At 44.7% G+C, this 25356-nt stretch carries 25 protein-coding genes; 7 read left to right on the forward strand and 18 right to left on the reverse strand.

What is annotated here, in order from left to right; translation table 11 throughout:
• Window positions 1-31 precede the first annotated feature (31 nt).
• A complete protein-coding gene (locus tag Q8W40_RS12150) occupies window positions 32-472 on the forward strand; it encodes a universal stress protein (protein ID WP_305397370.1) in 441 nt (146 codons plus the stop codon).
• Between the two features lie 79 nt (window positions 473-551).
• Here Q8W40_RS12150 and Q8W40_RS12155 read toward each other — a convergent pair whose 3' ends face one another.
• The 3 genes from Q8W40_RS12155 to rapA all read right to left on the reverse strand — a co-directional run bounded on the left by Q8W40_RS12155 (window position 552) and on the right by rapA (window position 5517).
• A complete protein-coding gene (locus Q8W40_RS12155) occupies window positions 552-1505 on the reverse strand; it encodes a D-2-hydroxyacid dehydrogenase (protein ID WP_305397371.1) in 954 nt (317 codons plus the stop codon).
• Window positions 1506-1529: 24 nt separating this feature from the next.
• Complete coding sequence (gene rluA, locus Q8W40_RS12160) at window positions 1530-2267, reverse strand: bifunctional tRNA pseudouridine(32) synthase/23S rRNA pseudouridine(746) synthase RluA (protein ID WP_305397373.1); 738 nt, start codon at window positions 2265-2267, stop codon at window positions 1530-1532.
• A 340-nt stretch (window positions 2268-2607) separates the two neighbouring features.
• Window positions 2608-5517: an RNA polymerase-associated protein RapA gene (rapA, locus tag Q8W40_RS12165; RefSeq protein WP_305397375.1), complete on the reverse strand. Its 2910-nt coding sequence runs from the start codon at window positions 5515-5517 to the stop codon at window positions 2608-2610.
• A 402-nt stretch (window positions 5518-5919) separates the two neighbouring features.
• Between rapA and Q8W40_RS12170 the strand changes: the two genes are divergently transcribed.
• The 4 genes from Q8W40_RS12170 (at window position 5920) to Q8W40_RS12185 (ending at window position 10108) form a co-directional block, all read left to right on the forward strand.
• The gene (locus Q8W40_RS12170) at window positions 5920-7293 is read left to right on the forward strand and encodes a PhoH family protein (protein ID WP_305397377.1); all 1374 of its coding nucleotides are present in this window, start codon (window positions 5920-5922) and stop codon (window positions 7291-7293) included.
• Window positions 7294-7484: 191 nt separating this feature from the next.
• Window positions 7485-7679 (forward strand): hypothetical protein, encoded by a 195-nt coding sequence (locus Q8W40_RS12175; RefSeq protein WP_305397379.1) that lies wholly within the window; start codon window positions 7485-7487, stop codon window positions 7677-7679.
• A 180-nt stretch (window positions 7680-7859) separates the two neighbouring features.
• Window positions 7860-8666 carry a response regulator transcription factor gene (locus Q8W40_RS12180; RefSeq protein WP_305397381.1) on the forward strand — a complete coding sequence of 269 codons (807 nt, stop codon included), beginning with the start codon at window positions 7860-7862 and terminating at the stop codon, window positions 8664-8666.
• Window positions 8663-10108, forward strand: coding sequence for a sensor histidine kinase (locus Q8W40_RS12185; protein ID WP_305397383.1), 1446 nt, complete (start codon window positions 8663-8665; stop codon window positions 10106-10108). The genes Q8W40_RS12180 and Q8W40_RS12185 overlap by 4 nt, the downstream gene beginning before the upstream one ends.
• A gap of 81 nt (window positions 10109-10189) precedes the next feature.
• On the opposite strand, the gene Q8W40_RS12190 is transcribed toward Q8W40_RS12185, so the two are convergent.
• From Q8W40_RS12190 to Q8W40_RS12260, 15 genes are all read right to left on the reverse strand, one after another.
• Window positions 10190-10954 carry an enoyl-CoA hydratase gene (locus Q8W40_RS12190; protein ID WP_305397385.1) on the reverse strand — a complete coding sequence of 255 codons (765 nt, stop codon included), beginning with the start codon at window positions 10952-10954 and terminating at the stop codon, window positions 10190-10192.
• A gap of 13 nt (window positions 10955-10967) precedes the next feature.
• On the reverse strand, window positions 10968-12308 hold the full coding sequence (locus Q8W40_RS12195) for a hypothetical protein (RefSeq protein WP_305397387.1): 1341 nt from the start codon (window positions 12306-12308) through the stop codon (window positions 10968-10970).
• The gene (locus tag Q8W40_RS12200; protein WP_305397389.1) at window positions 12305-13942 is read right to left on the reverse strand and encodes an AMP-binding protein; all 1638 of its coding nucleotides are present in this window, start codon (window positions 13940-13942) and stop codon (window positions 12305-12307) included. Before Q8W40_RS12200 ends, Q8W40_RS12195 begins: the two co-directional genes overlap by 4 nt.
• Before the next feature lie 284 nt (window positions 13943-14226).
• Window positions 14227-15585: a magnesium transporter gene (mgtE, locus tag Q8W40_RS12205; protein ID WP_104400021.1), complete on the reverse strand. Its 1359-nt coding sequence runs from the start codon at window positions 15583-15585 to the stop codon at window positions 14227-14229.
• 134 nt (window positions 15586-15719) lie between these two features.
• Window positions 15720-15992, reverse strand: a complete 273-nt coding sequence (locus Q8W40_RS12210; protein ID WP_305397392.1) for an HPr family phosphocarrier protein — start codon at window positions 15990-15992, stop codon at window positions 15720-15722.
• 29 nt (window positions 15993-16021) lie between these two features.
• Window positions 16022-16915 carry an RNase adapter RapZ gene (rapZ, locus tag Q8W40_RS12215; RefSeq protein WP_305397393.1) on the reverse strand — a complete coding sequence of 298 codons (894 nt, stop codon included), beginning with the start codon at window positions 16913-16915 and terminating at the stop codon, window positions 16022-16024.
• Window positions 16916-16917: 2 nt separating this feature from the next.
• A complete protein-coding gene (gene ptsN / locus Q8W40_RS12220) occupies window positions 16918-17361 on the reverse strand; it encodes a PTS IIA-like nitrogen regulatory protein PtsN (protein ID WP_305397394.1) in 444 nt (147 codons plus the stop codon).
• A 1-nt stretch (window position 17362) separates the two neighbouring features.
• Entirely contained in the window at window positions 17363-17650 is a 288-nt protein-coding gene (hpf, locus tag Q8W40_RS12225) for a ribosome hibernation promoting factor (protein ID WP_101113364.1), read from the reverse strand.
• A gap of 23 nt (window positions 17651-17673) precedes the next feature.
• Complete coding sequence (locus Q8W40_RS12230) at window positions 17674-19146, reverse strand: RNA polymerase factor sigma-54 (protein WP_305397395.1); 1473 nt, start codon at window positions 19144-19146, stop codon at window positions 17674-17676.
• Window positions 19147-19207: 61 nt separating this feature from the next.
• The gene (gene lptB / locus Q8W40_RS12235; RefSeq protein ID WP_101113366.1) at window positions 19208-19933 is read right to left on the reverse strand and encodes an LPS export ABC transporter ATP-binding protein; all 726 of its coding nucleotides are present in this window, start codon (window positions 19931-19933) and stop codon (window positions 19208-19210) included.
• Between the two features lie 6 nt (window positions 19934-19939).
• Window positions 19940-20437: a lipopolysaccharide transport periplasmic protein LptA gene (gene lptA / locus Q8W40_RS12240; protein ID WP_305397396.1), complete on the reverse strand. Its 498-nt coding sequence runs from the start codon at window positions 20435-20437 to the stop codon at window positions 19940-19942.
• Entirely contained in the window at window positions 20418-20981 is a 564-nt protein-coding gene (gene lptC / locus Q8W40_RS12245; protein ID WP_305397397.1) for an LPS export ABC transporter periplasmic protein LptC, read from the reverse strand. Before lptC ends, lptA begins: the two co-directional genes overlap by 20 nt.
• Window positions 20978-21535 (reverse strand): 3-deoxy-manno-octulosonate-8-phosphatase KdsC, encoded by a 558-nt coding sequence (gene kdsC / locus Q8W40_RS12250; protein ID WP_305397399.1) that lies wholly within the window; start codon window positions 21533-21535, stop codon window positions 20978-20980. The genes lptC and kdsC overlap by 4 nt, the downstream gene beginning before the upstream one ends.
• Window positions 21535-22506, reverse strand: coding sequence for an arabinose-5-phosphate isomerase KdsD (gene kdsD, locus Q8W40_RS12255; protein ID WP_305397401.1), 972 nt, complete (start codon window positions 22504-22506; stop codon window positions 21535-21537). Before kdsD ends, kdsC begins: the two co-directional genes overlap by 1 nt.
• 26 nt (window positions 22507-22532) lie before the next feature.
• Window positions 22533-23498, reverse strand: coding sequence for a calcium/sodium antiporter (locus tag Q8W40_RS12260; protein ID WP_305397403.1), 966 nt, complete (start codon window positions 23496-23498; stop codon window positions 22533-22535).
• Window positions 23499-23754: 256 nt separating this feature from the next.
• Here Q8W40_RS12260 and mlaF point away from each other — a divergent pair, with 256 nt between their 5' ends.
• A complete protein-coding gene (mlaF, locus tag Q8W40_RS12265) occupies window positions 23755-24570 on the forward strand; it encodes a phospholipid ABC transporter ATP-binding protein MlaF (RefSeq protein WP_305397405.1) in 816 nt (271 codons plus the stop codon).
• The gene (gene mlaE, locus Q8W40_RS12270) at window positions 24567-25355 is read left to right on the forward strand and encodes a lipid asymmetry maintenance ABC transporter permease subunit MlaE (protein WP_305397406.1); all 789 of its coding nucleotides are present in this window, start codon (window positions 24567-24569) and stop codon (window positions 25353-25355) included. Before mlaF ends, mlaE begins: the two co-directional genes overlap by 4 nt.
• Window position 25356: the final 1 nt, after the last annotated feature.

Here is a 25356-nt window from a genome sequence, read left to right on the forward strand (position 1 = left end):
GAGTTCAACGCTGTCTTAAAAGAGATAAGCTATGTATAAAAATATTTTGGTTCCCGTCGACCTGAACGACGAAGGCTTTGCAGATAAAGCAATAGAGCTCGCAGTATGGCACGCGAAGAATTCGCAAGCCAAAGTACACTTGCTGACGGTATTGCCTGGGATTCACAACTCTATGGTCGCGACTTACTTTCCGAAAGATGCCGCTAGCCAAATGAAAAAAGACGTGAAAGCTCAGCTGCAAGAAGTGGCAGATAACAGCTTAACCAGTGCCAACATCGATAACGAAGCGCACGTTGCAGAAGGCAAGCCTTACGCAGCTATTTTGAAACACGCGGATTCTTTGAATGCAGACTTGATCATTATGCCAAGCCACAAGCGTTCAAAGCTTAACAAAGCCGTTCTGGGATCTGTTGCTGCGAAAGTAGTACAAAGCGCTAAAATTAGCGTTCTCGTGGTAAAGCCTCAGGGTTAATGCATTGATGCGTTAGAGGCAGAAAGTAATAAAGCAGCGAGTAAAAGCTTAAATTGAAGCACGTTTCGACGTGCTTTTCTTATGCCACTCGATTATTCAAATTACCCGCCACATACGACTCGATATTTTCTATCAAAATCTCACACAGGCGAGTAATGGCGCTATCGCTTCCCCACGCAACATGAGGCGTTAGCAACAAGTTGGGAAGATGCATATTCGCAATCAACAGGTTGGATTCGTCGGCTGGCTCTTCGGTAAATACATCCATTCCAGCTCCCGAAATTTGCTGGGACTTTAAGGCGTCAATAAGGGCGGATTCATCCACCAGCCCGCCACGACCAGCATTAATCAAAATGGCATTAGGTTTCATAGCTGTTAGCTCAGAGTGACTGATAAGATTGGTTGTTTCCTTAGATAATGGGCAATGAAGGGAAACCACATCAGCTACCCCCAGTGCTTTATCAAAGGGGACATACCCTTCACGACAAACCGTTGCCCCTTTACGCTCGGAGTAGATCACCTGCATGCCAATGGCTTGTCCGAGTGCGCCTGTAGCTTTACCCAATGCACCAGACCCAACGATAGCAAGCGTTGAACCTGCAACATCACCAATAGGATGAGTAAAGAAGCAGAATTGCTTTTTCTTTTGCCACTCCCCATTTGCAATATCTTGATGGTAACCCATTAAATTTCGACGAAGCGCAAACAACATCGCTATAACGTGTTCGGGTACAGATTGAGTTGCATATCCTTGAATGTTACAGACAGAAATCCCATTCTCAGCACAATATCTTAAATCGACGTTATTGGTACCTGTGGCGGCAATCGCAATCAGCTTGAGTTTGGATGCCTGTGCCAACACTTCCTCATTCAAAATGGCTTTGTTGGAAATCACAATATCTGCGTCTTTGATTCGCTCTGTGGTTTGGGAAGGCGTGCTAAGTGGGTATTCTTCCCACTGATGCTCAAAAGTAGGCTCTGGAACAGGAATTTGGGCAGGAATGGTGTCTCTGTCTAGAAAGACAATTTTCATTGAAGGCTCCTTTCCTGCCTTCATTTAAGGTCTAGGCAGGGATTTATAATCAGGCAATATTTTATCAAGCTGAAATTGTTGCAAAATTTCCGCTTCAGCTTCGGGATAGAAATCACAAGGCACAAACATCGCCTGTAATTCTTGAGAGCTAGGATGATAAAAAGTCAGCTCTGTTGAGTGAAGTTCAAGCCGAGTGGAATGTGCCATTGCCTCTGGCGTGGCATAAAACTCATCCCCTACAATTGGGTAACCTAGCGCCTGCATGTGAACACGAAGCTGATGAGAGCGCCCAGTTATCGGAATCAAGCGAACAACGGAAGTAAGCGCTTCCTTTTTCACGACTTGATATCGCGTTAAAGAGGGTTTGCCATGTTCATAACACACTTTTTGTCTTGGTCTATTTGGCCAGTCACAAATCAGCGGTAAATCCACCTCTCCTTCCTCAGATTCTGGGTGTCCCCAGACACGAGCGTAGTAAATTTTATGTGTCAGACGATATTGAAATTGCTTCTTTAAGGAGCGCTCCGCTTCTTTGTGCTTGGCAAACAACATCAACCCTGACGTCGACATATCTAAGCGATGAACTACCTCTAGGTCAGTATATTCTTCACGTAAGCGGCTCCACATACAGTCGGCATGCTCTGGTGCTCTTCCAGGCACCGACAACAACCCAGATGGCTTATTCGCAATCAGGATATCATCGTCTTCGTACGTAATGTCTGTCCAAGGAATGGTAGGAGGGGTGTATTCAAGCATCGCCATAAAATGTTTTTCTTTCGCGGAGATATTAGGGTCTGTTGACCTTTCGTGGTTAAATTTTGTTCGAGTTCTATGCCTTTTAATCGCGGAGCAAGGTGTGCAGCCTAGTCATTCTAAGCAAATACCTTGCAACAAAGAGTAAAAGGCATAGAAACGAACCCTTCAGGCAGCATTTGTGGCTTATTTCTACTGCGTTATCGCTCATTGATGTAGAACGCTACACCAAATGAGCTCTGCCTTGTATAAATCACCCACAAATTGCTGCAAAAATCATCTCGAAAGGTCAACAGACCCTACGTGAAGGGGAAATGAGCCTCGCCCATTCCCCCTTATATTTTTTCTATCAGTTATGGCTTACGACAATCAATCGCAGTGAATCCAACTGAATTTGAGCACTTTGGATGTAACCCGTCAGTTCCTTGATTTGTTGCTCAATTGCTTCAAGCTCTTCATCTCGGATATTTGGGTTCACAGCTTTAAGTGCCTGCAAACGTTCCAACTCACCATTGAGGTTAGATTGCATGTCACTCAAAGCTGAATCGCGCACTTTCGATAAGTGACCTTGGATATGCCCTTCACCCGCTTCAATGAGCTTATGAACATCCCCTTGAACCGAGCTTACTAATTTGCTGGCGAGATGACGATTCACCGGGCTTAGTTGGCGGTTAAAGCCTTCAAACTCGACTTGCTCAGACAAATCGTTGCCTTTGCCATCCAACATCATGCGAATAGGCGTTTGCGGTAAGAATTGCGACAAACCACTACGCTTAGGTGCTTGCGCATCCACAAGATAAACAAGCTCAAGCAGAATGGTGCCTACTGGTAATGCCTTGTTTTTCAACAGCGATACAGCAGATGTTCCCACGCCTTCGCTAAGCAGCAAATCGATACCACCTTGGATCATTGGGTGCTCCCAGCTCATGAAGTGCATATCTTCACGAGAAAGCGCAGTATCACGATCAAAAGTAATCGTTGCGCCTTCATAAGGTAAACCAGGGTAGCTTGGCACCATCATGTGCTCTGAAGGGGTAACCACTAGCGCATTTTCACCTTTGTCGTCTTGGTTCAAACCAATGGTGTCAAACAAGCTCAATGCAAACGTTACTAAATTGGTGTCGCCATCGGTTGATTCTATTTTCTCAACAATTTTCTGAGCTTTTTCACCGCCATTAGAGTGGATTTCCAGCAATCGGTCACGGCCTTGCTCAAGTTTGGCTTTCAGCTCTTGATTCATGTGGCGCGATTGATCAATCACTTCATCTAACGTTTCCGTATTTCCAGACGCCAACATCTCAATCAGTTGTTCGGAATATTGGTCGTACACTGCTCTGCCCGTTGGACAGGTTTCACCGAATGCGCTCAGCCCTTCTTCAAACCAGCGAGCGATAATGCCCTGAGACGTACCTTTTAGATAAGGAACATAGATATCGATATCGTGCTGCTGACCAATACGATCCAAACGTCCAATTCGCTGCTCCAGCAAATCTGGGTTGAATGGCAAGTCAAACATCACAAGTTGGCTAGCAAATTGGAAGTTACGACCTTCGGAACCTATTTCAGAACAGATCAGAACCTGTGCGCCGCCTTCATCTTGCGCAAAATACGCCGCCGCTTTATCACGCTCAAGTATCGACATTCCCTCATGGAACACTGTAGCTCGAATGCCTTCACGCTCTCTCAGTGCTTGCTCTAATTGCAATGCTGTGTTCGAGCGAGACGCGATCACTAACACCTTCTCACTGCGCTTCTCTTTCACTTTTTCAATGAGCCAGTTTACGCGAGAGTCAAACTGCCACCACGTTGCACTATCCCCTTCAAACTCTTGGAAGATCTCTTCAGGGTAAAGCATTTTCATGGCGCGAGCTTCAGGCTTCATTTGCCCACCGAGCATACCCGCCACACGCATTGCGGTGGTGTATTGGCTTGGAATGTCCATGGGCAATAGGTGAACATTACGCTCTGGGAAACCTTTAATGGCTGCCCTTGTGTTTCGGAAAAGCACTCGACCTGTACCGTGGCGGTCCATCAGGTTATCAATTAATTCCTGACGCGCTTTGGCTTTTTCCTGCTCTTCGCAACTGCCTTCGATAATGCGGAACAAGGGTTCAACATCTTGCTCTGAAAGCAATTCGGTAATTTGGTTTTTCGCAGAGTTTTCCAGCTTTTCACCAGAGAACAAAGTGGCTACAGCATCCGCAACAGGCGCGTACTGTTTTTCTTCTTCAACAAACGCACGGTAATCGTAAAAACGGTCTGGGTCTAAAAGACGAAGACGTGCGAAATGGCTTTCGTGCCCTAGTTGCTCTGGTGTGGCTGTAAGAAGAAGAACACCAGCCGTACGCTCGGCTAATCCTTCAACTACTTGATATTCTCGGCTTGGCGCTTCTTGGCTCCACTCAAGGTGATGTGCTTCATCCACCACCAGCAAATCCCAATCTGCATCCAGCGCTTGTTCAAAACGTTTCTTGCTCTTACGTAAGAAATCAAGCGAACACAAAACGTATTGCTGTGTTTCAAATGGGTTATCGGCTTCAGCAAAGGCTTCAATGCAACGTTCTTCATCGAAAACAGAGAAGTGCAAATTAAAGCGACGCATCATTTCGACTAACCATTGATGCTGAAGTGTTTCAGGCACCACAATTAAAATACGTTCCGCTCGGCCAGATAACACCTGTTGGTGAATGATCATGCCAGCTTCAATGGTTTTACCCAATCCCACTTCATCCGCAAGTAATACGCGAGGCGCATGACGGCGTCCTACTTCGTGAGCGATATAAAGCTGATGAGGAATGAGACCAGCGCGCATGCCACACAAGCCACGCATCGGGCTTTTGTGCTGCTGATACTGGTTGGTTAGCGCTCGATAACGTAAAACAAAATTGTCCATACGGTCAATTTGCCCCGCGAACAATTTATCTTGAGGTTTGTTAAATCGAATTTGATTGCTCAGCATGATTTCACGCAAAATCACACCGGATTCTTCCGTATCAGTACGTGTACCAAGGTAGGAAAGAACGCCATTGTCATCGACGACTTGTTCGACTTTTAATTGCCAGCCTTCTTGAGCATCAATCACATCACCAACATTGAATGTGACTCGGGTAACGGGGGCATCAGAACGAGCATATACACGGTTCTCTTCCGACGCCGCAAATAGCAATGTAACGGTTCTCGCATCCAGTGCGACTACCGTTCCTAAACCCAAGTCACTTTCTGTATCACTAATCCAGCGTTGGCCTAAAGCAAATGTCATGTGATTGACTACCTCATCGAGTATTTCGGTTTCTATCAGGGTAAATAATTATGGCTTCACCCTGTTCAAAAGGGCGCTCATCTTACTTGAACACGTGATTCACGTCACGTTCAACAAGAGTAATTTGCCTCTTTTTTTTACCCATTTCGCAATTGCAATCAAAGTGTAAAAAAGTTGTGACAAATCTAAAATACAAACTCACGAACTGTTGCTTATACTTATAAGTGAGCTCACACCGAAATAGGACAAGGTGTTGAGTTTGGTATCTAAACGGGTCTGAAGTAAGTCACTCTCTTAGCGGTACCTTTTTCGGGGTTTTGGTACCCCTCGCCTTCAGCAGTGACCTATGCCTCAGAAAAATGCTTGGCTAAGCACTCTGCTGCGGCAGAAAAGGAGACGCTTATGGGCGATACCGACCGGAAAATTTTTGTACTGGATACAAATATCCTTCTTCATGAACCTTTCGCAATCTATTCCTTTCAAGAACATGATGTGGTCATTCCAATGACCGTCCTCGAAGAACTCGACCGAATCAAAGACAGTAAACGCGATGTCGCGAGGGACGCACGCGTCGCGATTCGAGCGATGGAAAACTTGTTCCACGATGCCACACCAGACCAGATATCCGAAGGCATTCCTCTTTCAAAAGAAAACGCAGGAGGCACATTAGCCATTCTTGCTGATTTTGAATTACAAGAAACCGTACGTGCGTTTGCCGACAAAGCAGGCGACAACAGAATCTTAAACGGGGTGATTTACCTACAGAACAAGCGTTCACCCCGAGAAGTGGTGCTTGTCACCAAAGACATCAACATGCGATTACGCGCCAAAGGGGCGGGAGTACGTTTTGTTGAAGATTACCGAACAGACCAATTGATTGATGATGTCCAATTCCTAACCAAAGGGTTTCACACTTATTCAGGGGATTTTTGGACAAACATTGAAAAAGTGGAAAGCCGCAGTGTCGGGGGACGCACTTACCATGACATCAGTAAAGAGTCGCTAGAGCCAACCTTTATTAACCAATACATTGTTGACCAAGATTCCGACTTTGCTGCCCGTGTTGATTCCATGGAAAATCAAACAGTCACACTCAAACATTTAAGCCGAGAGCGCTTAATGAACCGACAAGCTTGGGATGTCAGCCCTAAAAACATCTACCAAGGAATGGCTCTAGATGCCCTTCTCGACCCAGATATCGATTTGGTCATCTTAACCGGAGCGGCGGGCAGTGGTAAAACCATGCTAGCCATGGCCGCGGCTTTGGAAATGTCGATTGAACGAAATCAGTTCGATAAGATCATTGTTACAAGGAACACACCAGACATCGGCGAATCCATCGGCTTCCTTCCGGGAACGGAAGAAGAGAAAATGATGCCATGGCTCGCCGCTGTTACCGATACACTGGAAGCACTGCATAAAAACGATCACTGCACCGAAGGTTCACTCAAATACATTTGTGATAAAGCCAATATTCAATTCAAGTCGATTAATTTTATGCGCGGTCGCTCCATCCAAAATGCTTTTGTGCTTCTGGATGAGTGTCAAAACCTCACCGCCTCTCAGATCAAAACCATCATTACCCGATGCGGAGAAGGCACTAAAATTGTGTGCTCGGGCAACCTTGCCCAAATCGATTCTGCCTACTTAACGCCCGTCACTTCAGGCTTAACTTATATGGTAGAGCGATTCAAAAACTTTGAAGGAAGTGCCAACGTTCACCTCAACGGTGTAGTGCGAAGTCGCTTGGCTGAGTTTGCCGAAGAAAACTTATAGCGTCTATTTGCTTACACGTTAGCTAAACCATTAGCTAATACATAAATAATGCCTCTCTCCTTCTCGGTGAGGGGCATTTTGATTTCTGCTTTCTGCGCGAGGGGCTGCTCTCTTTCGCTGACAAACGCTTACACTCTGATAATTCACTCAATGATACAGTTTTACTCCCTAAAAAATATTGCGAGAAAGCTATGGCCAGATTGTTTCTTCGTTTAGAAAGTGCCCGTAACCATCAAATTCTTATCGAAGAATTTGAACCTGAAGATACGTATATGGGGTATTTGAAACTGTCTGATGTGATACGTCAGCTCCAAGCAGCCAATAAAAGTAACCCTTTCGAACGTTGGACATGGCGATTCGATTATTCAAGCTACTCTATCAATTAACCTTCCTGCCCACTTCCATCACTTAGTTTCAGTTATCGGGCATATCTCGGAGTCAAAATTCATCATTTTTGAGATCATTTCTACTTTTCCCTGCCAAAAAGCGAATTCCTGACTCCCCACTGAAAGAGATAGGAGAATCTAGTGGTCTACTTCATGAATTGACTAGAGAGGGAAGTCAGGATGTCATATACAATTCTAGTGGTCGAAGACGACCAAGATATGGCGAATCTAATTAGTCTTAATCTAAAAGTGCAAGGCTACAAAACCATATTAACGTCACACATCAGCGAAGGTTACCAGATCGCTTGCCAAGGATTAGCTGATGCCGTGATCTTAGACAGAAAGCTGTGTGATGGCGACGGCACCGAAATGTGTAAGCTGCTACGCCAACAACACATCGGGATCCCGGTATTGATGCTGACAGCGCTCACCAGTGAGCATGACATGGTCGATGGGTTAGAAGCCGGTGCTGACGATTATCTAACCAAACCATTCAGTGTGATAGAGCTTCAAGCAAGAGTTCGAGCCTTATTGAGAAGGACAGAACACACGCGATGGACAGAAACCAACGACAGCCAGCCTGATATTGCTCCCCCACAAACCACGCCAGATTGGCACCTTGCCAACCAATCAACACATCAACTGGCTCCAGAGCAAATTGACACTTCAGTACCATCTTCGTTGATTTTTGATGATCTTGTGATTTCAAAAAAACTGCATGAAGTGCGCCTAGCTGGAGAAAACATCAATCTCACTCCTACCGAGTTTTCCCTTTTATATTGCTTGGCAAGCAAACCTGGACGGGTCTTCACCAAAGACGAACTGCTGATTCGAGTCTGGAACACCGACTACGACGGCTATCACCATACTGTCTGCAGCACCATTAATAGGCTGCGCAACAAAATCGAAATTCCAAAGAATAACGCACGTTTTATTCGCACGGTTTGGGGTGTCGGCTACAAATTCCAGCAAGAGGTGAGACAATGACTCGCTCTTTTAAAAGGCGCCTGTTTATTCTCTCTCTTATTTGGTCTTTAGTGAGCATTCCGCTTCTGACTTATCATTTTCATATTACATGGCAAGGCAGCGAACAACACGCTCGTCAGTTTTTACATAAAAACTTAGCCAATCACATGCGCGATGATAACCCGCTAATGGAAGGCAACGATTATTCCCCCAAAGCACTAAAAAGCATCTTCCATACTTTAATGGTGTTAGGTCCGGATTTTGAAATTTATTTTTTAGACAAAAATGGGATGATAACCACCACAGCATTAGATGATGATGTTGAAATCGCAACACACGTGAGTTTAACCCCAATCCTTAGGTTCTTAGCCGGTGACACTTTCCCTATTCTGGGGGATGACCCACGCGATTTGGAGCGTCAGAAAGTGTTTTCAGTTTCCGCTATCGAAAGCCCAAATGGTATAGAAGGTTATTTGTATGTCGTCATCGGTCGGCAATCGTCAGACATCGCGAGAGTTAACCGCTATATGATGCAGTACTCCCCCATGTTGATTAGTGGTATTGCGCTGATTTTGCTGTTTACCGTTCTTATTTATCGGCTAATTCAAAAAGATTTGCTTAACCCTAGCCAACAACTCATTCGTCAGATAGAACATTCAGCTAAGGAACATTTTAGGATCGAGCCCAATTTATCTGTCCCAGTTACTGAACTGCTTCCGTTGTCGCGCCAATTTGGGTATCTGCTCGACCACATTCAGTGGCAATTCTTGCGACTTAGGCAACACGAACATTCACGTCGCGAATACTTAATGCGTTTAAGCCACGACTTAAAGACGCCTCTCGCTAACATACAAGGCTACCTTGAAACATGGCTCCTTAATGGCAAGCAAAATGCGGAATTAGTTTCCACAGCACATAGCAATGCATTGAGGTTGCACGATCAACTTCAAGAACAATTTGATGCGGCAAAAAAAGAATTGATAGAGCCCGAAATTCAAAATGAGCTCATCGATATTGTCGAATTCATAAATGAATTGAAAGCACGCTTTGAAATCGGACTCGAAAAAAAATCTCTTGATATTTTTTGTACAATTTCAGTCAACGCCCAAGTGAATGCGGATAGGAAATTGTTGGTAAGGCTGATGGATAACCTTATGGAAAATGCCATTCGTCACAGCCCTGAAAAGGCAACTATTCAGCTATTTGTCAAACCTCATTGCGGAGTAAGCTCTCAGATTAACGTGAAAGATATCAGCATCGTCATCATCAATACGGTCAATCCAGCCAATCGTGGTGGGGAACTAGGTATGGGGTTAAAAACCGTCAATGCGATTCTGACGTTACATCAATCGAAATTAGAGATATCAGAGCAACCAGGGTTATTTATCGCCAAATTTAAGCTTTCAGTGCAGCCCTATTCCAACGCCCCATTATTGACAAATACATCAAGCAAGCAGAGTTAATCCATCAATTCCAACTGGTTTAAATATCATCCTCACCTTCTTTCAAAAGCGAGGATGATATTGACGACGGGAAAGATCCCGCTAGTGCCCTTTAAAACTCGGCGCTCGTTTTTCTAAAAAAGCACGCATGCCTTCTTTTTGATCATGAGTGGAAAATAACGAGTGAAAAACTCTGCGTTCAAACAACAACCCTTCTTTCAAAGAAACCTGCTCAGCTCGGTCGATGGCTTCCTTGCCGACTAAAACAGAAGGCTTGCTGTAACTAGCAATGACTTTGGCAACGGCAAGAGTTTCCTCTAGTAATACTTCATCTGGCATCACTCTGGCAACGAGACCAGCTCTCTCCGCTTCAGCAGCATCCATCATTCTTCCCGTCAAAATAAGATCCATCGCCTTAGCACGGCCTACCAAACGGGTGAGCCTCTGTGTTCCACCAATACCTGGAATAACCCCTAGTTTGATTTCAGGCTGACCAAACAATGCGGACTCCGAGGCATAAATGAGATCGCACATCATCGCTAATTCACACCCTCCCCCTAATGCATACCCCGAAACCGCCGCTATTTTAGGCGTCCGAAGCGCACAGAATGCATCCCAGCCAGAGAAGTAATCTGTGCTTAACATATCGGTATAACTTTTGTCCGACATCTCAGCAATGTCGGCACCTGCGGCAAAAGCACGCTCCGATCCCGTTATCACAAAACACCCAATTTCTGGGTTTTGGTCATACTCCGTCAATGTCTGAGTAATCGCAGACATAACCTCACTGTTGAGTGCATTGAGTTTATCGGGACGGTTGAGTCGAATCAAAACCACTCGACCTATTTGCTCAGTTTGGATAATCATAATTCTTTCCTCGTTATGAATCCCAGATGGCGCCATAGGCTGGAATGCCCCGACTCTCTAAGCCAAACACCACTTGTTGGGTTAATTTTTGATTGGCAATGCATATCACTGCTTCCGCATCAAATTTCTTGTAGGCGGCATACGCCAGTTTCACCATATCCGGCTTGCCTTTTTCTGTTGTATCCCAGATATCGGCATCCGGTTGAACCGATAGAATTTCATCTACAAGCTCGTCACCGTATGTTTCTCGTGGCGTTCGAGTAGACCAAACCAAATGCATCGGCACTTCTTTCGCAAGCAGATGAGGCAGGCAAGGACCTATTCCACTTCCCGTTGCAATGTACACAACGCGTTTAAACAGCACTTCGATGTTCGCCACACCAGCGGTTGGAATACCTTTAACCCAAACATGACTAGGTCTATCTTCGATGAGCTTTCCAGTCCAGTCGCCTGCGCGCGATACAGTTAATCGATATCCCGACGCCCCTGGGCTTGGTACATTGGCAAAGTGGTGCCACTCCAACAATGGGTTTCGACTTATTGCCATCGATGAGCCAGCAAACGGTGTAACACCATAATCAAATTTCAGAAGTGCTACGTGATTAGAGGGTGTTTCAATTTTCACAGGAACACGGCGAAGGCGAAGCCATGGAAGAAGGATGCTAATGCTCACCACAATCAATGCCCAAAACGAAAGGGAATCCAACAAGATGGAGGTGATATTCTGGCTCGGGTTTAAGTCGGCTGCCAATGTGAACGTTTGCCCCCAAAACAGAATCAATACGCTCCAACCACCAAAGCGATGGGTTCTTTCAAACGCGTTGTGATACTTCTTGCGAATATTGGGTAAAGCCATAAAAATGATCAGCATCAGCAATGCTAGTATCGCGTAGGTAATTCCAAGTGTTATGGATGAAATGGAAGCCAGTTGGTGCTGATAACTAAAAGCTAACGCACCTGTAAAAATCGCAAACCAAGACGTTGCAGCCATAGCGCTCCCACTGTGTAGACCTCCGTGGTGGTAGATTTTCCCTAAATGCCAACGTATCGACAAAGGCAGAGATGTGGGCGCTCGTGTTGCCAACCAGAAAAGCAAATTAATCACGTATTGCTGGCGAACTAATACGGCAACCGTCAGATTCAAAACAACCATATTTGAAAGCGTTTGGAGTGCAATCCCGTCGGCTTTAAACCATTCTCCAACCGTTACGCCAAATCCCAATGTAGCCACATTGGCAATGAACACGAGAATCACCAATCGATAATAATGTTCCATCGCTGGATACGACCAAATTCGACGAAGTAACGAACGCTGCTCTGGCAAAACAACGGCGCTTTGATCTATTGAACTCATGGTGTTTCCTCCGTAATGGCTAACTGGCTTTTCTCGTAATGTGCCATCAAAGCACGTTTATCAACCTTTCCTCGTGAGGTTTTAGGCAAGTTATCGAGTGCAAATACGGTACTGGGTACACAGTAGTAAGGCAGATGCTTCTTAACGTGGTTTTGCGCTTCAGATTCACAGACATGAGCTGGGGTAACAAATGCGATGAGCGTTTTGCAATCCACCTTCATTGTCACAGCTTGATGGCAGTTCTCTGTCTTTTCCAACACCCGAGAAACAGAATCCAATTCAACGCGAAAGCCCAGGATTTTCACTTGGTCATCAGTGCGCCCTAGATGAAGGAGCTCACCGCTTTTCGTCCATTTACCAAGGTCGCGCGTTCGAAACATTTTGTACTTACCACCTAGAAATGGGTCTGGGCGATATCGGTCAGCATTCAGCACCTCATTACCGATGTATCCAGCCGTAACGCATAGACCACCTGCCCACATTTCACCAACATCGCCAATCGCGCAGGGTTTGAGGTCATCGTCCAATACGTACACGGTATTATTGGGTGTCGGCTTACCTATCGTGAGCTCTTCGCAAGCATTCGAATAATGCTGCGCAGTGTTGATAATGGTGATTTCGGTTGGACCGCAAGCATTGTAAAAACGACAAAAGGCTCCCCATTGGTCTGCTAAAGGCTGCGGACAAGGTTCACCTGCGACAGCAGCAACTTGAATAGATTGGCAATGCTTGGCATCTAAACTCGCGAGAATAGATGGAGTCGCAATCACCGCATCCGCTTGGCTTACCGTGGCTTGAATATCGCGATTGCGAATCATCAATGTCGCGCCGTGGCAAAGAGTGACAAAAATCTCCCAAGCGCACATATCAAAGGCAATGCTTAAAATTTGCCCGACCTTCATTCCGGGCTCTATACCCAAATCTCCAGGTGAGGTCATCACGATATTCGCAACATTCTGATGCGTCACTTGCACACCATTCGGAGTACCTGTTGTGCCCGAAGTAAACAAAATAAAGCACCGTGATTCTGGCTCTACATCTGGTAATTCCAAACCTTCGCTGTCGTATAGCTCTGGCAGTAGTTCATCTAAGAAATACAGGTTTTGATGGCTGAGTTCTGGCAAATACTGTTCTAGGTGCGAAAGGCTCAGTACCGTTTTTACGTCCGCTGTTTCACAGACATGTTTCAGTACTTTTTGGGGTGCCACGCCAGCGTGCTGAGGGACATAGCAAGCACCCAGTTTTAAGGTTGCCAGAATGCCAATTAGCATTGGAATTGATCGCGTGAGAAAAATACCTACAGCATCACCTTGCTTAATACCTCGCTTTTGTAGGAAAGAGGCAAGTTGGTTTGCTTTTAGATTCAGCTCTCCATATGTGATTTTTTCTTCTTCATGAATTGCTGCTATTTGATTTGGCATGAAGATCGCCTGAGCCTCAATAGCAGTATGAAGGCAAGAGTATTCAGGAATGGCGTAAGGACCTTGTCCAAACTGCTCAAACAAAATCTGCTCACTCAGTGGCAGTTCAGAAATGGCACGTCGTCGAAAATGAAAGCGTCGTGTCGGTTGAAATTTGTTGTAATACTGTGAACTGTTGAGGCTATGCCCTGACTGTAATTTAGGGAGCTTCATGATTTTCTCCTTGTTATTGGTTTGCTAAAACCTAACAAGAGAAGTTCACAAATTTCTCACAAAGAGGTACTGAGTTTGTCACAAGTTTCTTAAGCAGCTTTGTGAAAAACACCTGAAACTTTTCTGACATTCATTGATAAAAGCGTTTTAGGGGTAGCAAAAGCGCTCCCCAAAAAGCAAAAATCGTGCTTACTGAAACAGTAAGCGCGATGATTTTTGGAGGCTATTTTCAAACAAAAGCTATCTGTAGGTAGTTTGAAAACAAATAATTTGAGTATAAATAGTTAGACGATAAACAAGGTAGCAAGCCCTAAGAAGACCATAAGCCCTACAACATCCGTTACGGTCGTTAACGCCATTCCACCAGCTAAAGCCGGATCTATATTTCTCTTTTTCAAAAAGATTGGAATGCTCACGCCTGCTATTCCTGCAACTAATAGGTTCGTCATCATGGCAGCAGAAATCACCCCACCGAGCAGCCAATCATCTTTCCAAACGACAACAATGCCACCAATGATCAAAGCCCAAAGTAAGCCATTCAGAAAACCGATCGCCGCTTCTTTGAGCAGTAATTCGCGTTTGTTGGTATCACCAATGTGCCCTAGAGCCAAACCACGGATCACCAACGCAACCGTTTGATTACCTGCGACTCCCCCCATGGAAGGAACAATGGTCATCAATACGGCTATTGCTGCCATTTCCTGCAGAGTAGCTTCAAAAAGGTTAGAAACTGAAGCTGCTGTTAACGCGGCTAACACGTTCGCCCCGAGCCAAATACTCCGCTTACGAGCCGACTTAACGACAGGGGCAAAGGTATCTTCCTCATCGTCCAAACCCGCCAGACTCATCATGGAGTGCTCGGCATCTTCACGGATTACGTCAACAACGTCATCAATGGTAATTCGACCCACCAAATGATTGTCTTCGTCAACCACTGGTGCGGAAACCCAATTTCTCCGCTCAAACAAACTCGCGACATCACTATCGCTGGCATTGACGGAAATCGCTTCGTCCGCGTCTTCCATGATTTCACTGATTTGAACATCTGGCTGAGAAGTCAGTAAGGTTGTTAGGTGCAAATACCCTGTTAATTTACTGGTTTCGTCAATCACATACAGTGCATCTGTCGCTTCAGGGAGCTCACCTTTGATGCGCAAATAGCGTAAAACAACATCGACTTCGACATCACTACGAATAGTGATAACGTCGGTACTCATTAAACTACCGGCGGTATCTTCGTCATACGCCAACGCTGTTTCGATCCGATGCCTATCCGCGGTATCCATCTGAGATAGAACTTCACGAGAGAGGTCATCAGGAAGGCTTCGAAGTACGTAGGCTACGTCATCCGTTTCAAGCCCTTCCGTTGCTTCAGCCAGCCTTTCTGGTGCCATTTTGGACACTAGGCTGTCTTTCACATCTTCAGAAAGCTCATCAAGGATTTCGCCATAATCTTCAGGATCCGTGAGTTGCCAAAGCACATCACGGCTTTTACGAGGAGAAGCTTGCAGGAGGTGGGCGATATCTTCCGGCTCCATATCTTGGAGCATACGGCGAACATGGACAAATCGACCGCTGTCTAACGCATCGCTTACTTCTTGTAGGGTTTGATGAGTTTGGTCAATTTCTAACTGCTCAGCCATTCTCTTCCCCTATTTTTACATTCGTTTACAATATGTTGAGTATACCCAAACTACCTGAAGATGCTAGGTTCAGCGAGAAGGACATGGCTAACAATATGTGAAAGAGACGAAAAATAGGTGAAAGAAACGAAAAATTACTCTTCTTCGTCGAAGCGATGCTCAATCAGGTCACAAACAGCGCTTAAGGCTTGTCCAGCATCTTCACCAACAGCAGAAATAGTAACGCTTTGCCCCTGAGAAGATTCCAACATAAGTAGCCCCATAACGCTTTCAGCAACTACGGTTTTTTCACCGTTACTGACACTGATATCGGCATTGAAGCTTTGGGCGAGTTCAACGAGTTTGATGGCTGCACGGGCGTGCAAACCGAGGCGATTTTGAATAAAAACAGTTCTACAGCATTCCATTGCCAATTTTTACTCTCTTAGTCCGGTTATTATTTATGGTGCTTTTCCAAGCTTGTATGACGAATCTGTACTTGGTGACCTTGCTTTGTAAAATACTCACCAAGTTGTTGCGTTATATACACTGAGCGATGCTTGCCGCCAGTACATCCAATAGCCACTGTTAGATAACTGCGATTGTTTTTCTGCAGTAGTGGCAACCAGTGTTCGATAAAGGTTTGTATCTGCCCTTTCAGCTCTAACACTGCATCGTGCTTCTCTAAAAAGGCTTTTATGGGGGCATCTAACCCAGTTTGCGGACGCAATTCAGGTTCCCAATGCGGGTTAGGCAAAAAACGAACATCAAATACGTAATCCGCATCGTTAGGCAGTCCGTATTTGAACCCAAAAGATTCAAACACCATCATGAGTTCTTTACTTTCTCTACCTTCAACTCGCTGGCGTACCGTTTCACTCAAATCGTGCAGTGATTGATTACTGCTATCTAACACCAGATCGGCGTATTCTTTGAGATTCAACAATAGCCCTTTCTCTAACCGAATCGCTTGTTCAAGTGAAAGCTTTTCTTTCGGTCTCATCGACAATGGATGGATTCGGCGGGTTTCGCTGTAGCGTTTTAGTAGGGTGTTTTCATCGGCATCTAAAAACAGAACATTCACATCAAGTTCGGATTTAAGTTTGGTCAACGTTGTCGTAACCAAAGCAGGATCTTGAGGAAGGTTTCGAATGTCGATACTTACGGCTACGTTTTGTTGGCCACCCTGAATGGACTGTACAAAGTTTTCTAACAGTGAAACAGGCAAGTTGTCGACACAGTAATAACCGAGATCTTCTAAAACTCGAAGCGCCACACTCTTTCCGGCCCCGGATTGACCACTGATGACAATCAAGCGTTTTTTGTCTGATGGCTGAGAAGAGTTCGTCATGACTACTGCGTTATGATGTCGTAAAGCTCTTGATCTGATTGAGCATTACGAAGAGATTTAAGGGTGGACTTATCGTTTAAGCGTTCAGCCATAGCGGATAAGGTTTTAAGGTGAGTTTTGCATTGAGCATCAGGTACCAATAATGCAAAGAGTAAGTCCACTGGGCGGTTATCTATGGCATCGAATTCAATGGGTTCCTGACATTGCAGTAAAACTGCGACAGCTTGGTCGCTCTCCATCATACGACCATGTGGAATAGCAATACCATTTCCTATTCCAGTACTGCCCATTTTTTCTCTGTTGAGCATGCATTCAAACAGCTCTGTAGAGTTTTGCCCCGTGTGTGTGGCGGCAACTTCACTGATAATTTCCAGTGCTCGTTTCTTGCTTGTACATTGGACTGCACTTTTTGTGCAGTCCAATGCAAGTACTTCGCTTAATTGCATGTTAGTGGCTACTTAGCTTTTCTTTGTGCTTATTGAGTTGTCGAACTAATTTATCGACTAAAGAGTCTATGGCAGCATACATGCTTTCGTTCGTCGAAGTCGCATGAATGTCGCCCTGGTTGACATGAAGTGTAGCTTCTGCGATTTGATTCAACTTTTCAACACGCAGTACTACTTGAACTTGATTGATGTGATCGAAGAATCGCTCTAGCTTTTGGAACTTGGATTGAACGTAGTCTTGCATTGAATCGGTAAGATCAACGTGGTGCCCTTGGATATTGATTTGCATAGACTTTCCTTCTTACTGTAGGCCTAGAGTAGGCGTTTACGCTGACTGGATGGCGCAATGCCGAGGGACTCTCTGTATTTTGCGATCGTTCGCCTCGCTACTTGTATCCCTTGGTCAGCTAACAAAGCGGCAATCTTGCTATCACTGAGTGGCTTAACGATATTTTCCGCAGCCACCAGCTTTTTAATTAATGCGCGAATTGCCGTTGACGAGCACTCTCCACCGTTATCGGTACTGACGTGACTAGAAAAGAAATATTTCAGTTCAAAAATACCACGCGGAGTGTGCATATACTTTTGAGTGGTGACCCTTGAAATGGTCGATTCATGCATATCCACCGCCAGTGCTATATCGTTCAGCACCATTGGTTTCATCGCTTCCTCACCATATTCGAAGAAATCATGCTGATGCTCAACAATGCAACGTGCAACTTTGAGCAATGTCTCGTTTCTACTTTCTAAGCTCTTAATCAGCCATTTTGCTTCTTGTAAGTTAGTTTTTATGAACTGACTGTCAGAACTGTTTCCTTTACCTAACGCAGCGTATTGCTGGTTCACTTTAAGCTTTGGTACGCTATCTGGATTGATAGATACTCGCCATTGACCATGTTCTTTAAAAACAGAAACATCGGGAATAACGTATTCCGTTTCATCCGGTGTTACGCTACTGCCAGGACGAGGATCCAACTGTTGAATCAATGACAATACATCACGTAAGTCGGACTCTTTTAGCTTCGTTTCTTTGATGATTAACTTGTAATCACGATTACCCAAATGATCGATGTGATTTTCAAGCAAAGATTTAGCCTGAGATAACCAAGGCGTATCTTCTGGAAACGTCGCTAATTGCAATAACAGGCACTCTTGCAGATTTCGGGATGCTACGCCTAACGGATCAAACTGCTGAATACGCTTCAGAACAGCTTCTACCTCATCCAGCTCGACTTCTTCGTTCCCCATGCTTTCCAAAATATCTTGAGTATCGATGGTGAGATAACCATAATTATCAACCGCATCAATAATCGCCATTGCAATGGTTCTATCGGTGTCGGTGAATGGGGTTAGATCAAGTTGCCAAGTCAGGTAATCTTGGAGGCTTTGGGTAGTCTCACCCTGATAGACAGGAAGGTCATCGTCTAGTGCAATACCTGTGTTGCCTGTATTTGCACTGTAAACATCTTCCCACGTTGTGTCGATTTCTAAATCGTTGCTGATTTCGGATTTTTCAATCAAATCCGAGCTGTCACTTAATTCTGGTTCTACAGTAACTTCTTCGTTGGACTCTTTCTCATTAGCGCTAGCTTCTTTGGCAGCTTCTTCATTGGAGGGGCTTTCTTCATTGCCTTCATCCACATCTAAAAGTGGGTTTGACTCCAAGGCTTCTTGAATCTCCTGCTGCAAGTCCAACGTTGACAGTTGCAACAAACGAATCGCTTGTTGTAACTGAGGCGTCATCGCCAGTTGCTGACCTAGCTTTAATTGTAATGAGGGTTTCATGTAGTCCTTTTCTTATCTTTCTAATTCGGGAAGGATGTGCCAATTGGTATCCTCTATTTAATCATAGACGGAATTGCTCACCCAGATAAACCCGTTTTACCTGTTCATTATTGAGAACCTGTTCCGGTGTTCCTTCCGCGATTAAATGCCCTTGGCTCACAATATACGCACGCTCACACACATCAAGGGTTTCACGAACATTGTGATCGGTAATCAACACGCCCAATCCTCTGTCTCGTAGGTGCTCAATGATCTTTTTGATATCAATGACCGAAATAGGATCTACCCCTGCAAACGGCTCATCAAGCAAAATAAATTTCGGATTTGCTGCCAACGCTCGGGCAATTTCTACTCGGCGTCTTTCACCGCCAGAAAGTGCCATACCATTACTTTTACGGATATGCTGAATATGGAATTCGTCCAGTAAATCTTCAAGCCTGTCTTGGCGCTGCTCACGCGAGAGTTCTTTACGAGTTTCCAGCACGGCCATAATATTGTCTTCCACCGACAATTTTCGGAAGATAGACGCTTCTTGAGGTAAGTACCCAATACCAAGTCTCGAGCGAGAGTGCATAGGCAATATACTGATATCTTGGTCATCAATAGAGATACGACCTTCATCACGACCGACCAATCCAACAATCATGTAAAACGATGTCGTTTTACCCGCACCATTTGGTCCCAATAACCCTACTATTTGACCTGATTTTACCTCTAAGCTGACATCAGTGACTACTTTTCGTTTTTTATAGCTCTTCGCCAGATTTTCTGCTTTTAAGATTGCCATTTAGAATTACTGTTTCTTCGTCTGAGTGGGTTGTAGGACAGTCGATACACGTTCGCCTTTTTTGCTATCGGCAATCAATTTTTGAGGCGTAATCAAGTATTTGATCAGTGGTCCTTTAATCACACTATCATCTTGAGACAACACGGCATTTTCAGTCATCGTCAGCAAGTCTTTGCGAACTTGATAGAGCAAAATATTGGCTTCACCATGTAACGTTTTGCCATCATCTGTCAGCTGAGTAAAGACTGCTGTCTTACCAAACGCCTCTATTTGCTCGATACTCTCATCTTCGGAATTTCGAATCACGATCACTTTGTCTGCTGTGATATTGATGCTGCCTTGTTTCAGAACCACATCACCAATAAACGTGACTTTGTTGCTGATCATATCCAGCGCTTGGCTGTCAGAGTCTATATAGATAGGCTGCTCTGAATCTGTGCTTAATGCCCAGACAGGAGCAGATAAAACTAAGCAAGAAATTAAGCTAAGGAGTCTTCGTCTCATATTTACTTTGCACTTGTTTTAATAGGGTTGCGGTGTTGTCACCAAAATTGCCCACCATCGCATTCCCATTTGAAATAAATGTCGGACCAACGAGCGCTACAGGCTCGTCGGTATTAAAATCTTTACTGATCAACTCAATAATGAGCTTTTCTGTCGTTATAGTATCAAGTCCCGCTTCTGGGTTGAGATTCTTTGCGAGCACGTTACCCGTCAAGGTAAGTACATTATCATCATCTAAAATACCTTTGTCGGCAGTGACTCTCCACTCTTTCGTATAACCTTCGCGAAAAACGCTCAGTTCCAGCTTCTCAAAAATGGTATCACCACTTTTTGCAAAGTGATCCAAATAGCTAGAACGGATATCAAAATTTCTTACACCACCTTCGGTGTAACTGGTGTTGAGCAAATCTTTACCAGAAAATGCAGGTAGCTCAATATCTGGCTTCACCTGAAGTATTTCCGGTTCACTTTTACCGTATAGATAATACACACACCAGCAAGATATAAAAATAAGAACAAGGTATATAGGACGAGGAAGCGTCATATACTCAAACCTTTGTGACTATCCAACTCACCACGCGCTTCCAATACAAGGTCGCATACTTCACGCACGGCACCATGGCCACCTTTAATGTGCGTCACGTAATTGGCTCTTTTCACCAACAGTGGGTGACCATCTGCCACACACACTTTTAGCCCAACTTTTTCCATCACAGACCAGTCAATCAGATCATCGCCGATGTATCCTGTCTGTTCTGGTGCGATATTCAGTTTTTCACAAATATCTGCATAAGCTTTTAACTTGTCATCCTGCCCTTGATAGATCAAGGAAATACCTAAGGCAGTCATCCGGTTCTCGACTATCTTAGATTGCCTACCTGTAATAATCGCAATTTCAATACCCGCACTCATCAGAGCTTTGATCCCGTAACCGTCTCTTGTGTGGAACGTTTTCAGCTCTTCTCCCTGATTGCCCATATACACCAGACCATCAGAAAACACGCCATCTACATCGCAAATCAGTAATTTAAGGTTCTTTGCTATGTTAAATACATCGCGGTTAACATCGCCATAAATCGTTGAAATCATCTGACTCACTACATAACTCCGGCTTTCAAAAGATGATGGATATTAAGGGCACCAACAAGCGTATTATTCTCAGACAACAATAAACTGGTTATGCTCCGTGCTTGCATCATATTCACCGCTTCTACCGCTAACATGTCCGGTGAAGCCATCATAGGGTTCTCTGTCATAACAGAACCTATAGATGCGGTATGAATATCGACTTTTTTATCAAGAAGACGACGTAGATCACCGTCTGTAAAGATACCAAGGACCTGATCGCTTGAATCCACAACCGCCGTCATTCCCAAACCTTTTTGAGATATCTCTAATAAGGCATCTTTTACTGATGCGTCTGGTGATACCTTGGGAAGCGCATCGCCAATTTGCATGATATCGGCGAGCTTCAAGAGAAGTTTGCGCCCTAACGCACCGCCAGGGTGAGAAAGCGCAAAGTCGTCTGCGGTGAAACCTCTAGCTTGGAGAAGTGACACAGCCAGTGCATCCCCCATAACTAGTGTTGCTGTCGTACTTGTCGTAGGAGCAAGCCCTAAACTGCAAGCTTCCTCAGGGACATGAATGCACAAGTGGACATCGGCCTGTATTGCCATATTGGAAGACGGCTTACCTGTCATTCCAATAATACCGATACCTCTGCGCTTTAAAACGGGGTAAAGCGCTAATATTTCTGAGGACTCACCAGAGTTCGAGATTGCCAGCACGATATCGCCATTTTCTACCATACCTAAGTCACCATGACTCGCCTCTCCTGGATGAACAAAAAAAGCAGAAGTACCAGTACTTGCCAACGTCGCCGCTATCTTTTTTCCAATGTGACCGGACTTACCCATGCCCATGACCACAATTTTACCTTTAGCTTCGAGGATAGCTTCACAAGCCTGAATAAAAGAAGCATCAAAGTACTGCTCAAGTTGAGACAGCCCTTGGATTTCAATTTCCAACACTTTTCTCGCGGCACTACAGAAATCGAATGTTTTCGACATGGATAGGCTCCTGAAGAAGAAATAGACTACGCAGCTACATTATAAAAAAGATAACCTTGGTAAACCGCGAAAATAGTGAGCAGAATGCCCCCTTCAATGCGGTTGACGCTTCGTGATTTACCCAGTGCCATTACGACGAGTAATAACGAAACAGCAAGCATGACCCAAAAGTCACGTCCCATTGCATGCTCATTAAGAATAGATGGGTTTAAGATACCCGGAATACCCATTACGGCAAGAATATTGAAAACGTTTGAACCAATGATATTCCCGACAGCCATGTCATCTTCACCCTTCATAACACCAGCCAAAGAAGCGGCTAATTCAGGCAAACTGGTACCTATCGCAATGATGGTCAACCCAATGACTAAATCACTCATACCAAAGTATTTTGCAATGATAACAGCGTTATCCACCAAGATATCCGCTGATAGTGGTAGCAGAATAAGACCGATAACTGCCCACATCACCGCTTTAGAATTTGGCATGCCCTCGGGGATTTCAGATTCTTGATCTTCAACGAATGCATCGCCATTTTGTTTTTCTTTTTGGCTAATTCGCAGCATCGCAAGAATGAAAGCAGCAAAAAGAACAAACAACAAAATACCTTCGTAGAAACCAAGGAAATTGTCGAACATCAATGCACCCGCCACGACGGTGACGACGATCATAAGAGGAAGTTCGCGTCGAACCACGACAGAACTAATAGATAAAGGCTTAATAAGAGCGGTAATACCCAAAATAAGGGCTATATTGGCGATGTTTGAACCCAAGACATTTCCTACCGCTGTGTCTGTCTTTCCATCTAAAGCTGCTGTAGCAGAAACCATCATCTCTGGTGCTGAGGAACCCATTGCCAAAATGGTCATACCGATTACCAATGGTGAGATACCAAAATTTCGGGCAAGAGCAGCAGCTCCTAAGACCAATTTATCTGCGCTCCAGACGAGCAAAGTTAAGCCTACGACAAGCAACGCAACGGCTTCAAGCATGATGTTCCCTTTAAATTAACTGAGTAGAAAGACAAGTAGCCGCCAATTTTGACGGTTCGTGACTCAAAATGGAAGCCATTATATTAAAAAGAAACAAGGATTCGCGACAGACTAACGGTATTAAGAAAGGATGCTCGGTTTGAGTTTTGGGTTAAATTAAGGTCATATTCGGTAGCTTTACTTTGAATTCAAAGCGTTTAGTGCTTATCATTGCCAATTCACCTCAGCTCAACTAGCAGCATATTAGAAGAACTTTATGTCGACAGCGGATTTAGTCACCATTCAAAACCTGACTTTCTATCGTGGAACAAGAAAAATCTTTGATGATGTCACCCTATCTGTTCCCAAAGGAAAAATTACTGCCATCATGGGGCCTTCTGGTATCGGAAAAACAACCTTACTCCGCCTGATCGGGGGACAAATTCACCCTGATAATGGCGATGTCATCTTTGATGGCGATAATATTCCTCGCCTTTCTCGACATGCACTGTATGAAGCGCGTAAGAAAATGAGCATGCTTTTTCAATCTGGTGCACTCTTTACTGATATCAATGTCTTTGAAAATGTTGCGTATCCTCTAAGAGAACATACTGAACTTAGTGAAGAGATCATTCGTAGTATTGTTTTACTCAAACTTGAAGCCGTAGGGTTACGTGGCGCTGCGGAATTAATGCCCAGCGAACTTTCCGGCGGTATGGCTCGCAGAGCGGCTTTAGCAAGAGCTATTGCCCTAGACCCCGAGCTCATTATGTATGACGAACCATTTGTCGGACAAGATCCAATCACCATGGGTGTGTTGGTGAAGCTTATTCAGAATTTAAACCAAGCGCTGAACCTCACTTCAATTGTCGTGTCTCACGATGTACCGGAAGTCATGAGTATCGCAGACCATGCTTACATTCTTGCCAACGGCAAAATCATTGCGAGCGGAACACCAGAGGAATTGATGGCGAATCCAGACCAAAATGTACAGCAATTCCTGACTGGAATGGCAGACGGTCCCGTCCCATTCCAATTCCCAGCAGGCGACCTGACTCAAGACCTTTTCAACACACCGGGAAGTGCTCAATGAACACCTTGCTGAATGTTATAACAAGTGTTGGGCACAGTACGCTGTCTATTTGTCGAGCTTGGGGACGGGCGACACTCATGCTTTTTGGTGCTCTGGTTGCCAAACCTCAGCCAATCAAACACTTTCCGTTGCTGATAAAACAACTCTACAGTGTTGGTGTGCAGTCTATGGTCATCATCGTGCTATCGGGGTTGTTCATCGGCATGGTCATTAGCCTGCAAGGATATGTTGTTTTAGTCGATTTTGGTGCAGAAGGCGCATTAGGTCAGATGGTGGCCCTTTCACTACTACGTGAGTTAGGGCCAGTGGTGACTGCACTGTTATTTGCAGGGCGAGCGGGCTCTGCTTTAACGGCTGAAATCGGTTTAATGAAAGCCACAGAGCAATTATCCAGTATGGAAATGATGGCTGTTGATCCACTTAGAAGAGTCATCGCTCCTCGTTTTTGGGCTGGCGTCATTTCAATGCCGCTTCTTGCAATGATTTTTATGGCTGTTGGTATTTGGGGCGGTCAACTTGTTGGCGTTGACTGGAAAGGCATCGACCACGGAAGCTTTTGGGCTTCGATGCAGTCCTCAGTAGAACTAGGGCAAGATATTGGTAACAGTTTAATTAAAAGTGCCGTCTTTGCTTTAACGGTTACATGGATAGCACTTTTTAACGGATACGATGCGATTCCAACATCTGAAGGGATCAGTCGTGCTACAACTAAAACAGTGGTGCACTCATCACTGGCTGTTCTGGGACTCGATTTTGTCCTAACAGCACTTATGTTTGGGAACTAAA

Origin of the sequence: Vibrio penaeicida (genome assembly GCF_030689305.1) — a bacterium.
Classification (GTDB): Bacteria; Pseudomonadota; Gammaproteobacteria; order Enterobacterales; family Vibrionaceae; genus Vibrio; species Vibrio penaeicida_B.

Coding starts and splice junctions, on each gene's coding strand:
- Q8W40_RS12150 (WP_305397370.1), top strand. CDS start 32: ATGTATAAAAATATTTTGGTTCCCGTCGACCTGAACGACGAAGGCTTT.
- Q8W40_RS12155 (WP_305397371.1), bottom strand. CDS start 1,505: ATGAAAATTGTCTTTCTAGACAGAGACACCATTCCTGCCCAAATTCCT.
- rluA (WP_305397373.1), bottom strand. CDS start 2,267: ATGGCGATGCTTGAATACACCCCTCCTACCATTCCTTGGACAGACATT.
- rapA (WP_305397375.1), bottom strand. CDS start 5,517: ATGACATTTGCTTTAGGCCAACGCTGGATTAGTGATACAGAAAGTGAC.
- Q8W40_RS12170 (WP_305397377.1), top strand. CDS start 5,920: ATGGGCGATACCGACCGGAAAATTTTTGTACTGGATACAAATATCCTT.
- Q8W40_RS12175 (WP_305397379.1), top strand. CDS start 7,485: ATGGCCAGATTGTTTCTTCGTTTAGAAAGTGCCCGTAACCATCAAATT.
- Q8W40_RS12180 (WP_305397381.1), top strand. CDS start 7,860: ATGTCATATACAATTCTAGTGGTCGAAGACGACCAAGATATGGCGAAT.
- Q8W40_RS12185 (WP_305397383.1), top strand. CDS start 8,663: ATGACTCGCTCTTTTAAAAGGCGCCTGTTTATTCTCTCTCTTATTTGG.
- Q8W40_RS12190 (WP_305397385.1), bottom strand. CDS start 10,954: ATGATTATCCAAACTGAGCAAATAGGTCGAGTGGTTTTGATTCGACTC.
- Q8W40_RS12195 (WP_305397387.1), bottom strand. CDS start 12,308: ATGAGTTCAATAGATCAAAGCGCCGTTGTTTTGCCAGAGCAGCGTTCG.
- Q8W40_RS12200 (WP_305397389.1), bottom strand. CDS start 13,942: ATGAAGCTCCCTAAATTACAGTCAGGGCATAGCCTCAACAGTTCACAG.
- mgtE (WP_104400021.1), bottom strand. CDS start 15,585: ATGGCTGAGCAGTTAGAAATTGACCAAACTCATCAAACCCTACAAGAA.
- Q8W40_RS12210 (WP_305397392.1), bottom strand. CDS start 15,992: ATGGAATGCTGTAGAACTGTTTTTATTCAAAATCGCCTCGGTTTGCAC.
- rapZ (WP_305397393.1), bottom strand. CDS start 16,915: ATGACGAACTCTTCTCAGCCATCAGACAAAAAACGCTTGATTGTCATC.
- ptsN (WP_305397394.1), bottom strand. CDS start 17,361: ATGCAATTAAGCGAAGTACTTGCATTGGACTGCACAAAAAGTGCAGTC.
- hpf (WP_101113364.1), bottom strand. CDS start 17,650: ATGCAAATCAATATCCAAGGGCACCACGTTGATCTTACCGATTCAATG.
- Q8W40_RS12230 (WP_305397395.1), bottom strand. CDS start 19,146: ATGAAACCCTCATTACAATTAAAGCTAGGTCAGCAACTGGCGATGACG.
- lptB (WP_101113366.1), bottom strand. CDS start 19,933: ATGGCAATCTTAAAAGCAGAAAATCTGGCGAAGAGCTATAAAAAACGA.
- lptA (WP_305397396.1), bottom strand. CDS start 20,437: ATGAGACGAAGACTCCTTAGCTTAATTTCTTGCTTAGTTTTATCTGCT.
- lptC (WP_305397397.1), bottom strand. CDS start 20,981: ATGACGCTTCCTCGTCCTATATACCTTGTTCTTATTTTTATATCTTGC.
- kdsD (WP_305397401.1), bottom strand. CDS start 22,506: ATGTCGAAAACATTCGATTTCTGTAGTGCCGCGAGAAAAGTGTTGGAA.
- Q8W40_RS12260 (WP_305397403.1), bottom strand. CDS start 23,498: ATGCTTGAAGCCGTTGCGTTGCTTGTCGTAGGCTTAACTTTGCTCGTC.
- mlaF (WP_305397405.1), top strand. CDS start 23,755: ATGTCGACAGCGGATTTAGTCACCATTCAAAACCTGACTTTCTATCGT.
- mlaE (WP_305397406.1), top strand. CDS start 24,567: ATGAACACCTTGCTGAATGTTATAACAAGTGTTGGGCACAGTACGCTG.